Raw genomic sequence first — 12,984 nt, 5'->3', positions numbered from 1 at the left:
AAAATTACTGACTAATAGGTACAGCGACTCTAGTGGTGCCCCAGGCTAAAAACATATTGGTATTATCGAATGCAATTGAAAAGGCTTCAATAGATTCCCCTTGGGTTACTGGAGCTTTTACGCGCAATACATCATTGCTTTCTTTGTAATTGTAAGCGCCCCAAACATCGGTGTCTGAGCTTAAAATTATAGTCCATTCTTTTTCTCCAGGAATCGTATATAATGCATAAGTTCCAGCTTTTACATCTTTCCCCCCAAACTTAGAGTCGTTATAAAATTTTATTTCAGAAGCTTCATTAGCACCGGTTCTCCATACTTTTCCGTTAGGCGCTAAAGTAGCTAAAGCTCTACCGTTAAGTTGTGGTCTGCTGTATATTACTTTTGCCATTGGGGCAGCATTTCTATTCGTTCTGAAGTAAGCGATGTCCAAAGGACTTTTGTCTAATTTTGCAAATTTTTGGGCCTGAGAGTTTACTGAAAATAACATCACAAAAGCAAAGGCAAGTGTGGTTAATAAAGTTGATTTTTTCATAAAATTGATATTAGTTGTTTTAATTGTTAATGTGATTTAAAGATAAGTTGAAATATTCTTAATGTTTTTCTAAATCTTAAGTAGGACTGTTAAAATTTGAATTTGTTTAATAATGAAGAATAAAAAAAAGCTTCAGAAACCTCTGAAGCTTTTTTAAGTTATGACTGTTTAAATCATTATTATTTCATGATTTTTACATTCATTTCTTCTACTTTTTTATCTGAAAGCATCGAGGGAGCACCAAACAGTAAATCTTCGCTGGTTCCTGTTTTAGGGAAGGCCATGACTTCTCGAATAGAGTTTTTCTTTTCTAAAATCATCATTAATCGGTCTACACCCCAGGCAATACCACCGTGTGGCGGAGCTCCGTAATGGAACGACTTGTAGATAGTGCCAACACTCTTCATCATTTCTTCTTTGTTGTAGCCCATGTTTTTATAGGTAGCTTCCAGAATTTCTGGTTTGTGTGCACGCACAGAACCGCCTCCAATTTCATAACCATTCAGAATTAAATCGTATTGTTGCGCGATTATCGATCCGATTTCTTCTTCTTTGCCATTCATGTGTTTTTCGATGTCGTAAACTGCAGGCATCGAGAACGGGTTGTGGGTAAAGGTCCAGCGGCCTTCATCGGTTTTTTCAAACATTGGGAAATCAACTACCCATGCTGGTCTTAATTCCTTAGGGTTGATTAATTTTAGCATGCTTCCTAATTCCTGACGAACAGCATCTAGAGCTTTGTTAGCTGTTGCATAATCGGCAGCCGAGAAGAATACAATATCGCCAACTTGAGCATTTGTGGCTTCAATAATTCCTGCAGCGATATCTTCACCTAAGAATTTAATAATTGGCGATTGTAAATCGTCTTCATTGACGATGATGTAGGCTAAACCACCTAAACCGTGTTGCTGAGCAATGCCGGTTAATTTTTCAATTTGACCTTTCGATAGGCGTTTTTTACCTTGCTCTTCAGCGGTAACCTTGATACATTTTACAATTCCACCTTCTTCAATAGGTTTACTAAACACTTGGAATGTGGTGTCTTTTACTATCTCGGTAATATCCTTAAGTTTCAATCCAAAACGTAAGTCAGGTCGGTCACAACCGTAATTGTTCATCGCTTCTTTGTATGTCAACACTTCAAACGGGTGAAGTTTCCATTTGTTGCCATAGATTTTAGTCACCACCTCGTTAAACATTTTGGTGTTTAAATCTATTATTTGCTGCATGCTGGCATACGCCATCTCAATATCTAGCTGCGTAAACTCTGGTTGTCTGTCACCACGCGAGTCTTCATCTCTAAAACAACGTGCAATCTGGAAATATTTTTCATAACCACTCACCATTAACATTTGTTTAAACTGCTGTGGTGCTTGTGGTAGCGTGTAAAATGCGCCAGCTTGTTTTCTTGAAGGAACAATAAATTCACGAGCCCCTTCATCGGTTCCGGCACTTAAAATAGGTGTTTCTATTTCAAGGAAATCCTGTTCATCTAAAATATCACGAAGCAGCTTAATTACTTTATGTCGGTTCACGATGGTACGACGCACATCGTCATTTCTGTGATCTAAATATTTATATTGGAAACGGGTGTTTTCATTAGTTTTTGTCGCCCGTTTTATTTCAAACGGCAGTGTTCTTGAAAGATTTAAAATATCAAGTTCTTTAGCTTCAAGTTCTATTTTTCCGGTGCGTAACGCGGCATTGTAGTCATCTTCTTTACGCTGAACAATGATTCCTGAAACCGTGATTACCGACTCAGGTTTTAATCGAACTAGTTCATCAAGGTTAGGGAATGACTCGCGACTTAAACGTATCTGAAATTTCTCTGCGCTTGAATCTCTTAGGTCGATGAAAATTAATTCGCCGTGGTCACGTACGCTGGCTACCCATCCCGCAAAAGTGACTTCCTGGGTAATACTATTATCATTAATATCGGTAATTAAATGAGTGCGATATTCTTCTTTAATGACCATAGGGATTTTAGGTAAAACTTCTTCCTGTTCTTTTTTAGAAGATGCTTGAGCTTCAGCCTTTGTTTTTACTGTGGTTTCTGCTGACGAAATTAAAGTATTATCCGCTTGAAGCGCATTTAAAATTCCTTCGCGAATCACTTTTCCGGAAGCACCTTTGCCAATAATAGCAATAACTTTTCCAACTAAAATACCAGCTTTACCTTGGTTTCCTCCTTTAATGTCGTTAGCTATAGCTTCGTTTTCTGAAATGACTTTAGTAATGGCATCCTGAATTTTGTCCTCAGAAATGGTGTTCTCATCAAAATATTGGTTGTAATCAAAGTGTCTGTCTTTTAAATATTCAGTAATCGCATTTTGAACCAAAACAGAGGTGATTTTTTCCGATTTAAACAGCTGGAAAATTTCAATTAAATGCTCAACACGGTGAATGTCTCCGTATTCTTCAGGTTTGATATTGTTGGTTAATGTTTTGGCCACAAACGACGGATCTTGAATAACATCGTTAATAGCTACAAAGGTTTCAGAACGTAAAGAATCTGCTGTGAAAAACTTAGCGTCCTGAGGTAAAACGCCGCCTTTAATTAAAATCGATTCTACCGCAAAAGGCAATGAACTCACATCAACATCAATCGATTCTACCACATCTTTTATGCATACAAAAGGTAAGTCTGGCTCGGAAATAAAACGGTAATCAGCCTCGTATTCCTTTTTACGCATGGTTTTGGTTTGCTTTAAATCGGCATCCCAAAGCACGGTAGTTTGATCTGGTCTGAATTCTTTATGTTCGATGTAATAGTTTAGTTGTTTTTCAACTTCTTCTTTTAAAGCATCGACCATAAACTTAAACGAGTTTAAGTTTTTAATTTCGGTACGCGGATTTAATGCATACGAATGTTTTTTACGAAGTGATACTGAAACATCCGACTTAAATTCTCCTTTTTCCAGATTGGCTTCAGATATTTTTAAATTCTGAACAATACGTTGAATGTACTGCGCGTAGGTTGAAGCATCTTCAATATGACGAATACAAGGCTCTGTAACAATTTCAATTAGTGGTACACCAGCTTTGTTGAAATCTACCAAAGAAACCGTTTTTTCGTGCATCAATTTCGCAGCGTCTTCTTCTATATGAACTTGTGTTAAGTTTACGGTGAATTGTGATCCGTCGTTACGAAAACAAGACACTTGCCCATCTGGAATAATGGGGTTGTGAAACTGCGTAATTTGTATGTTTTTCGGGTTGTCCGGGTATTCGTAATGTTTTCTATCCCATGAAATCACCTCGTTGGAAAAGGTCGATTTTACAGCTTTACCAAAATAAATAGCCTTTTTAACAGCTTCTTTATTTACGGCGGGTAAAACCCCCATTTGCCCAGTACAAACTGAACATATATTTTGGTTAGGTGTTTCAATTTCCTGATTAGGGCAAGAACAAAACAGTTTGGTTTTAGTGTTTAATCGTACGTGAGTTTCCAGTCCGATAACCAATTCTAATTCGTAGGCTTTTAAAAGCGCGTCTAATTGTTCTAATTCCATTATATCGTATCTTTTAAGAAGTTAGCAAACTTCAAAACAAGTTCGTCATTCGTTTTTGCGGCTGTAATTTGTAAGCCTGTTTCTGTACCTTGCGGAACCGTTAATGTTGGTAATTGTCCAAGGCTGAATCCAACGGTATATGCATCGCTTAAATACATAGCGTGCGGATCTTTTAAACTGTTGCCAATTTCTGGCGGTGTGCTTGGTGTTACAGGTGATAAGATAATATCAACATCTTTAAAATCGTCTTCAAAGTTTTCTGAAATGGCATCGCGAAGTGCTAAACTTTTTAAATAAATTTCATCTGAAAATCCTTGTGATAATACCTGGTTTCCACCAACAATGCGTCGTTTGGTTTCTTCTGAAAAATTCTCTGAACGAGTTATGGCGTAAGATTCTTTTAAGTTTTTATCTTCAATACGGTTACCGTAGTTGGAGCCATCTAAACGCGATAGGTTAGAAGCTGTTTCGGCCATGGCAAGCGTATAATACGTCGATACCAAAATATCAGATTGGAAGAAATCCAGTTCTTTAACCTCGATACCTTTGACTTTTATTTTTTCAATCGTACTTAAAAAGTCCGATTTAATTTTTGGGTCGATGGCGTCACTATCAATGAAGTTTTTAAAATAGCCTACCGATTTAATTTCAGAAGTATCTTTAATGTTTTCTGCGTTAATTTCCGCAGAAGCGTAAGAGGTTTGATCTTTTATATCTTTACCACTCATCACATTTAAAACAATACGAATATCTTCAACCGATTTTGCAATAGGGCCAACACAGTCGGTAGACGACGCATAAGCCATTAAGCCGTAGCGCGAAATACGTCCGTAAGTCGGTTTTAAACCATACACATGGTTGTAACCAGCTGGCTGACGCACAGAACCACCGGTATCGCCACCAATAGAAAATACCGTATAATCTTTAGCTACATTTACTGCCGAACCACCACTGGACCCACCACCAACAAGGTTAGGGTTAATAGCATTTTTAACCGATCCGAAAATGGTGTTTTCAGAAGATGAACCGTGACCAAAACTATCGCAGTTTTCTTTAACTACAGGAATGGCTCCGGCATCTAATAATTTTTGAATAGCCGTTGCGGTGTAAGCCGATTTGTAATTTTTCAGCAAATCAGAACTCGCTGTGGTTGTTGTGCCTTGCAGCATGTAAACATCTTTAATACCAAAAGGGATGCCTTCTAATAAACCAATAGATTCACCATTGGCAATTTTAGCATCAACTTTTGTCGCTAAATCAAGCGCTAAATCGTCTAAAGTGGAGTTTACGGTATTGTGTGTATTTGCTTTTAAAGCGTTTAATTTTTCTGTAACCAAAGCAACGCAGGACATCTCTTTATTTGCAAGTTGCTGGTGAATTTTATGTATTTGAGATTCCATGTGTTATTCTTCTATAATTTTAGAAACGACTAAATAGCCTTTTTTCTCTTTTGGGAAGTTTTCGATGATGATTTGCTTTTCAACAGAAGAACTTTCAATCACTTCGTCTTCTCTTAAATCATCTAACGACACGCAGTTATTACGATTGTCATTAAAGGAGTTGTTATTTGTTGCTTGTGCATTTTTAATTACATCAAATAATTTGTTCACAGCCTCACTGGGCTGTGCTCCTTTAATACTCGACAAGATGTCGACGGTCATAATTTTACTCATGTCTGATTTATTTATGGGTTAAAAAAAAAGCCTTCCGAACTCGGAAGGCTTTTTACATATATTTTAAACAATAACCTTCCTCTCCTAACTTTTAGGATTATTGAAATTATTATTGTTATTAATTACTGTCATTTTTATTTATTCGTTCTCAAAGATATAGAGAATAAACATACTTTCCATTATTTTTTTAAGTATACGGTAAGGTATTATTGATTTATTAAAAAAGTTGAAAATAAATTAATGTTTATATAATGAAAACGTTGTTTGGGTTTAATTATTAAAATGGATTTTAGTGAAACGAAATTTGATATTGCAGAACCGCCATACCTTTATAGTCTTTTTGCTCTAAAGTAACAGCATCAAATATAGGTCGGTGCTGATATCCTAAACTTAATTTATTACCGTGAGACCCATTTACCAGGAAGTTTACTGTAAAATCGTAAACCGTCATATTTTCATTTAAAGCATCCCAGTCAGAATGTTGAACAGCAATATTAGGTTGGATAACCGTAGGAAGGTTTAAAACTTGAGTTTGTTTAAAGGCATAACCAAACTGTCCGTACCAGGTTGTTCCTGTCCCAATCATTGGGAATGCGACACCTGAGCCATTAAAGTCCGTTCCGCCTCCGGTTGTTGGGTTATTCGCTCCAACATTTCGGATGTAGTCTTTTCCAAAATCATAATTGAAATAGCCCAAGTAAGCCGTAATTGCATTGCCATTTGATAACGGAAGGTTTAAGAACGAATCTGCTGCAAAGTGCGAAATGTCGTAAATGTTAGTGTCTTCAAGGTTTGCGTCTCCGTCACTCATGGCTTCTGGTTGAAATTGAAAACCACCTCCTATATTAAACACTTTTTTCTTTTGCAAATAAGTACCTGTTTGATAGGCAGATTTGTTAGATTCATGTTCAAAGAACTGATATTTTACGTAGGCAGAACTTTTTACCCTAGGTTTGTTGTTGGCAAAGTTAACAGCTCCATCAGGAATTTTTTGGACATAAAAAGGTCTGTTAAATGTCATTCTATAATCGAATTTGCCAGCCTGACCTTTAACCCAAAACCCGAATAGGCGACCTATGTCATCATTAATTTCAACAGAGTTTAAAGTAAATAAAGGAGAGTCTAATCCCATTAATGTTTTACTGGAACGAATATTCCAACGGTTTAAGCCTTGCCAACCCGATTTTCCAAAGCCAACTTCAAAATATTTAGCAAAAGAATATTCTGCATATAAGTCTAAAACTCCAATAGGGAAGGTATCGCCTTTAAAGTTATAATTATTCCCTCCAAACATAGCATAAGCATATATTTTAGGGGTGATTTGAGAGGATACAGGAATACGCAACCTACGAATAGATATATCGAAAAACTCGTTGGTCGGTTCACCATGTATTTCAGAACCATCATTCAAGTCGGAATACCTGAGCCAAAATTGCGAAGTAATATTCCAGTTTAAGGTAGGTTTAAATTTTTCATTTTCTTGACTTAATACTGTTGCAGGAAGTATTAAAGATAGTATTAAGCAAAGTGTAAAGGTCTGGTTGTTTATTTTCATAACGGTGGTAAGTTATTTTATAGTTTAGGCAAAGTTATAGCTAACTAAATGATGAAAATGTGACAAACATCATGTTTGATATGAAATTAAACCATTTAAAATAAATAGACGGAATTTTATTCAAAAATCTGTTTTTTTGGTTGGTTAAGAGAAAGAAAATAAGGGTTTAAATACGTTGTAATCGATTTTGTGAAAAATTAGATTTCAGGAATTGATTAAAATTAGTAAAATCCATTTTAAGGTGCTTTTTAAGCGATTTAAGGCGTTTTTAAGTAATTAACAATTGTTGATAATTTATGGATAAAGTCGATAAAAAGCTTTTTGAAAGGTTTGTTATTTCGTATATTTGTTTGTACTGATAAAATGATGCACGTGCGTCATTTTTTTATGCGATAACTAGATTAAAATTTAAGATAATTTCGAAATATGAGCGAAGCAAAAGAAGAATTTAATAAGAACGGTTATTCGGCCGATAGTATCCAGGCTCTTGAGGGAATGGAGCACGTACGTATGCGTCCGTCGATGTATATCGGAGATGTTGGAGTTCGTGGATTACATCACCTAGTATACGAGGTGGTAGATAACTCGATTGATGAGGCTTTAGCCGGACACTGTAACAATATTACTGTAGCTATAAACGAAGATAACTCGATTACTGTTGAAGATGATGGTCGTGGTATCCCTGTAGATTTACATAAAAAAGAAGGAATTTCGGCACTTGAGGTTGTAATGACTAAAATTGGTGCCGGAGGGAAGTTCGATAAAGATTCATATAAAGTATCTGGTGGTTTACATGGGGTTGGTGTAAGTTGTGTTAATGCACTTTCTGAACATTTAAAAGCAACAGTACATCGTGATGGTAAAATTTGGGAACAGGAATATGAAAGAGGTAAATCGTTATATCCAGTAAAAAATATAGGAGAAACCGATAAACGTGGAACGATTGTAACGTTTAAGCCCGATGCAACTATTTTCCAGCAAACCTTAGAATATAGTTACGATACTTTAGCTAGTAGAATGCGTGAATTAGCGTATTTGAATAAAGGTATTACGGTTCATTTAATTGACAAGCGTTCTAAAAAAGAGGATGGCGAATTTGAAGGTGAAACATTCCATTCTGAAGAAGGTCTTAAAGAATTTATCAAGTATTTAGATGCGACTCGTGAGCCGTTAATGCAACATGTTATTTCTTTTGAAGGTGAGAAAAACGGTGTGCCTGTAGAGGTAGCTATGGTGTATAATACATCGTATGCTGAAAATTTACATTCTTATGTAAATAACATTAATACGCATGAAGGAGGAACACACTTATCAGGGTTCCGTCGTGGATTAACACATACCTTAAAGAAATATGCGGATGAATCAGGTATGTTAGACAAATTAAAGTTTGACATTGCCGGTGATGATTTCCGTGAAGGCTTAACAGCTATTGTATCTGTAAAAGTAGCAGAACCACAATTCGAGGGACAAACAAAAACGAAATTGGGTAACCGTGAGGTTTCTGCTTGTGTTAGTCAGGCAGTATCTGAAATGTTAGCTGATTATTTAGAAGAGCACCCAGACGATGCTAAAACCATTGTGCAAAAGGTGATCTTAGCAGCTCAGGCACGTCACGCAGCACAAAAGGCACGTGAAATGGTTCAGCGTAAAACCGTAATGAGTATTGGTGGTTTACCTGGTAAATTAAGTGACTGCTCAGAGCAGGATCCAGCAAAATGTGAAGTATTCCTTGTTGAGGGAGATTCGGCAGGTGGTACTGCAAAACAAGGTCGCGATCGTGCATTTCAGGCTATTTTACCATTAAGAGGTAAAATTTTGAATGTTGAAAAAGCGATGTCTCACAAAGTGTTCGAAAATGAGGAGATTAAAAATATCTTTACGGCTTTAGGAGTTACTATTGGTACAGAAGAAGATAGTAAAGCTTTAAATTTATCGAAATTGCGTTACCATAAGATTGTAATTATGTGTGATGCGGATATTGATGGAAGTCACATTGCTACGTTAATTTTAACGTTCTTCTTCCGTTATATGAAAGAGTTAATTGAAGAAGGTCACGTATATATTGCAACACCACCTTTATACTTAGTTAAGAAAGGTAATAAAAAGCAATATGCTTGGACAGATAAAGAACGTGATGCGATTGCAGAAGAGTTTGGTGGTAGTGTGAATGTTCAGCGTTATAAAGGTCTTGGAGAGATGAACGCAGAACAATTATGGGATACCACAATGAACCCAGAATTTAGAACATTGCGTATGGTTCAAATCGATAATGGAACGGAAGCCGATAGAATCTTTTCAATGTTAATGGGAGATGAGGTGCCACCTCGTCGTGATTTTATTGAGAAGAATGCAGTTTATGCTAATATTGATGCGTAATCTGTTTTTATTATAAAATTAAAAAGTCGCTTATTTTAAGCGACTTTTTGTTTTTTCAAGAGAACGGTTTTTAGAAGTCGAAACCTACTGAAAACTGCCATACGCGGTTTTTCGGATTGCCTTCATCGTAAATATCTCCCATTCCTAAATGGTATCTGGCACCAAATGAAACGCCGGAATCTGTTTTAAAACCTGCGCCGAAATTTACACCCCAATCAAAATTATCTGGTTCAGCTTCTCTGAATCCATCAAAAAATAAGCCTTTATATTCCTCTTTGTGTGATATGGCTAAACCTACTTGCGGTCCAACTTCAAGGAAGAAATTGTTATCGGGATATAGTTTGAGCATTAAAGGTAGATTTAAATAATCCAGTTTTTGGGTAAACGTAGCGTTATTGGTTTCCAGTTCATAACCTTGTTGGGAGTATAGGAATTCAATTTGTAAGGCTATGTTTTCATTCAGAAAAGATTCACCATAAATACCTAAATGAAAACCGTGACGTTGTCCGGTTTCAAAGTCATCATCATATTGTACAGCAGCTAAATTGTAACCGCCTTTGATACCAAAATTTGAATCTTGAGCGAAGGTGCTTAGGCTTAAAAATAAAGCACCAAGGGTTGTAAAAAATAAATTTTTCATGATTTGTAGGTTTAAAAAAATTAATGGGTTATTTCCCGCCGTTGGCTTTTAAATCGGCCAGACATTTTGGGTCTAATTCAGGCACTGTTCCTGCGTTAAAAAGGTTACCAAGGTTCGCCGAGCTTTCGGCAGCCCAGTACATCAGGCAGCTTTCAACATCACAATGTTTGTCATGTTCAGGATCTTCATGGTCTTCGGTCATGGGGGTTCCTAAGTTGGTAAGCCCCAAAATATGACCAAATTCGTGGTTGATTACCGTAGATTCTAAAGTGCCACGATTGGGTTCGTATCTACTGTCACTGTATCCGTGAATGGTTTCTTCATAAATAACAAACGAGGTGTTACGATAGGCTGTACCTAGCACAACGCTGTCCTCATCGTTTTGCTCAGATTCTCCATCGGCAAAAAACATCCAAATAGCAATTTGATCTTCGGTATTGTAAAGTGTACGATTGTCTTCTTCAATAGCTGCTATTTCTTTGGTAGTATATGGAGATTCACCGGGAGAGGGAATTGAACGACTTTCTATAGTAATACCATTAGGTTTGTAGATTCTGTTATTTAAAAAGCTTTTGAAATTATTTACTGCGGTTGTTGTTGGTTCAAAGCCTTCAACATAAACTAATTCTATTATCAGACTTTTGTAGGTGTCATCAGAAAGGATGTCGTAAGCCGAACTTCCTGTTGACTGTTGGTTTTCAATTTTGTAATTGTTGGAATTATTGGAATCTTCATTTGTACACGAATTAAGAACCAATACAGCAGCAAGGAGTAGAAGCAGTTTGTTTTTCATGACTGTAAATATAACTTTTTTTAAAAACAGCCACCTAAAAGAGGTGGCTGTTTTATTAAAACATACGTTAAAATGACATGTACGGTTCTATATTTTTTTCAGTACGAGTATTGCTGTAGAGTTTGATTTGTTTTGAAGTGTTATTGTGTCTTCGTCAAAGCTTGTGACAACCCATGAACTACTAAGGAGGTTTAATGATGTGTCTAAACCTAATAAGGTTAATTTTAATTCAACTTGCAATTCGGAGCCAATAGAGAATTCACCATTAGTGTCTTCTGAATTGTTGCTAGCCATCATGCTTAAATCGTTATAGAATTCAAGAGTTAAGCCCAGAAAATCGTTTGTAGAGTCGATTCCAGCTATAATTAGTGATTCTACTCTAAAACTACTTTCTACTAATATGTCTTCAAGTTCTTCAGCTTCCTCTTCGGCTTCTTCAATAGCTTCTTCAGTGGCTAAACATTCATCGATACGTGTTTGTAAGTCAATATCGCTAGAGATTTCAATAGTTGTGTCGCTATTAATAGTTGCCGTAATTGGGTAGTCGATGCTGTATCTTTCCTGTTCGCTCATGCTGCTCATGTAGGTGTAAAGTGCCTGGTCGGATTCAACGACAAAGCTACCGGTTTGCTCGGCATTTACATCGAAAGTTAAGATAGTAACCGGGAAATCAATTTCTAAACAGTTTATAGCTTCTTCAGCGTTGTCTTCAGCTTCAGAACAGGCATCCATTAAGGCGTCATATTCGGTTTGATTATTAACAACAACTTCGGTATAGTTACTTAGTTTGACGGTGATAGGGAAGTGTAAAATAACAGCGTCTTCATCGTTTGTTAATTCTCCTAAAATGTTTAAAACTAAAGAGAAATCTAACTGGCTTAATAAAGTAATTTCCTGATTGTTTACTGTTGCAGTATATGGAAACATGATTGAAGAACATGACATGCCATCTACAAAATCGTCAAAACTACCGTCGTACATCGATGAGCGCTCAAAATTACTTGTTGCCGTTGAATTGGCAGAATTCGTGTTTGGGTTTAGTCCGCTTTCGCTGTCAATTTCATCTTGACAAGAGGTTAAGGTTAGTGTTGCGACTAAAACTAAAGATGTAATAAATTTTAATTTCTTCATGATCAATTTTTTAGGGTTATATTTTCTTTTTTAAAGCAAATTAACTTGCGTTTCTATAGGTTAGACACCTACATTGAAATTTACCCTACCCAGTTTTTAAAAATTTAAAAATAATTTATTTACTCTAATTTTAATATCTTGTCATCCTATGTAACTGATTAAACTAAAAATACTACACACCAAATTACAGTGTGCCCCCAATTTTAAAATTAGAATGGAAAGTAACGAAAATAAGCTTTGCGAAGAAACCTACTTTAATACCTTTTACTTGAAACATGTACAGTCGGCTTCAAATTTTGCCTATTACAAATGTGGGGATAGCGATGCGGCTTTAGATTTTGTTCAGGATGCCTTTTCTAAAATTTGGGAAAATTGTTCAAAAATAAACTTTACGAAAGCTAAAAGCTATTTATTCACTACCATTAACAACTTGTTTTTAAATACGATTAAGCATGCTAAAGTGGTCATGGAATATGCAAAAGCGGCTCCGTATATTGATAAAACTAACGAAAGTCCAGAATATATTTTACAAGAGGAAGAGTTTAAAAAGAAGTTACAGAATGCTATAGCCTTATTAACTGATGCCCAGCGTGAGGTGTTTTTATTAAATAGAATAGAAGGTAAAAAGTATAGGGAAATTGCAGAACTTCTAGAGGTGTCTCAAAAAGCGGTCGAAAAACGAATGTCTTCCGCTTTAAAGGTTTTAAGAGATCATATTGAGAATATTTAAAGTCAAGGTAGGGTAAACTAAAGCAAGGTTGTCTTAAATATG

10 protein-coding genes are annotated in these 12,984 nt (G+C 36.2%); 2 read left to right on the top strand and 8 right to left on the bottom strand.

All coding sequences use genetic code 11. From position 1 onward, the window contains the following. Positions 1-4: 4 nt before the first annotated feature. The 5 genes from ICJ85_RS13415 to ICJ85_RS13395 all read right to left on the bottom strand — a co-directional run bounded on the left by ICJ85_RS13415 (position 5) and on the right by ICJ85_RS13395 (position 7,272). Positions 5-532, bottom strand: coding sequence for a DUF2911 domain-containing protein (locus ICJ85_RS13415; protein WP_188224311.1), 528 nt, complete (start codon positions 530-532; stop codon positions 5-7). 179 nt (positions 533-711) lie between these two features. Next, a complete protein-coding gene (gatB/aspS, locus tag ICJ85_RS13410) occupies positions 712-4,044 on the bottom strand; it encodes a bifunctional amidotransferase subunit GatB/aspartate--tRNA ligase AspS (protein ID WP_188224310.1) in 3,333 nt (1,110 codons plus the stop codon). Next, on the bottom strand, positions 4,044-5,444 hold the full coding sequence (locus tag ICJ85_RS13405; RefSeq protein WP_188224309.1) for an amidase family protein: 1,401 nt from the start codon (positions 5,442-5,444) through the stop codon (positions 4,044-4,046). Before ICJ85_RS13405 ends, gatB/aspS begins: the two co-directional genes overlap by 1 nt. A gap of 3 nt (positions 5,445-5,447) precedes the next feature. Next, positions 5,448-5,717, bottom strand: coding sequence for an Asp-tRNA(Asn)/Glu-tRNA(Gln) amidotransferase subunit GatC (locus tag ICJ85_RS13400; RefSeq protein ID WP_188224308.1), 270 nt, complete (start codon positions 5,715-5,717; stop codon positions 5,448-5,450). Positions 5,718-6,006: 289 nt separating this feature from the next. Beyond that, entirely contained in the window at positions 6,007-7,272 is a 1,266-nt protein-coding gene (locus ICJ85_RS13395) for a porin (RefSeq protein WP_188224307.1), read from the bottom strand. A 426-nt stretch (positions 7,273-7,698) separates the two neighbouring features. Between ICJ85_RS13395 and gyrB the strand changes: the two genes are divergently transcribed. Next, positions 7,699-9,648, top strand: a complete 1,950-nt coding sequence (gyrB, locus tag ICJ85_RS13390; RefSeq protein ID WP_188224306.1) for a DNA topoisomerase (ATP-hydrolyzing) subunit B — start codon at positions 7,699-7,701, stop codon at positions 9,646-9,648. A 70-nt stretch (positions 9,649-9,718) separates the two neighbouring features. Here the strand turns inward: gyrB and ICJ85_RS13385 are convergent, their stop codons facing one another. The 3 genes from ICJ85_RS13385 to ICJ85_RS13375 all read right to left on the bottom strand — a co-directional run bounded on the left by ICJ85_RS13385 (position 9,719) and on the right by ICJ85_RS13375 (position 12,212). Further along, entirely contained in the window at positions 9,719-10,288 is a 570-nt protein-coding gene (locus ICJ85_RS13385; RefSeq protein ID WP_188224305.1) for a porin family protein, read from the bottom strand. 28 nt (positions 10,289-10,316) lie between these two features. Next, positions 10,317-11,081: a membrane metalloprotease gene (locus ICJ85_RS13380; RefSeq protein WP_188224304.1), complete on the bottom strand. Its 765-nt coding sequence runs from the start codon at positions 11,079-11,081 to the stop codon at positions 10,317-10,319. 87 nt (positions 11,082-11,168) lie between these two features. Continuing rightward, a complete protein-coding gene (locus ICJ85_RS13375) occupies positions 11,169-12,212 on the bottom strand; it encodes a hypothetical protein (protein WP_188224303.1) in 1,044 nt (347 codons plus the stop codon). Positions 12,213-12,426: 214 nt separating this feature from the next. Between ICJ85_RS13375 and ICJ85_RS13370 the strand changes: the two genes are divergently transcribed. Next, positions 12,427-12,942 carry an RNA polymerase sigma factor gene (locus tag ICJ85_RS13370; protein ID WP_188224302.1) on the top strand — a complete coding sequence of 172 codons (516 nt, stop codon included), beginning with the start codon at positions 12,427-12,429 and terminating at the stop codon, positions 12,940-12,942. The last annotated feature ends 42 nt before the right edge of the window (positions 12,943-12,984 follow it).

This window comes from Aestuariibaculum marinum, assembly GCF_014596975.1.
In the GTDB taxonomy this organism is placed as follows: domain Bacteria; phylum Bacteroidota; class Bacteroidia; order Flavobacteriales; family Flavobacteriaceae; genus Aestuariibaculum; species Aestuariibaculum marinum.
The sequence above is the reverse complement of the archived record's forward strand: the minus strand, read 5'-3'. Positions and strand labels throughout refer to the sequence as shown.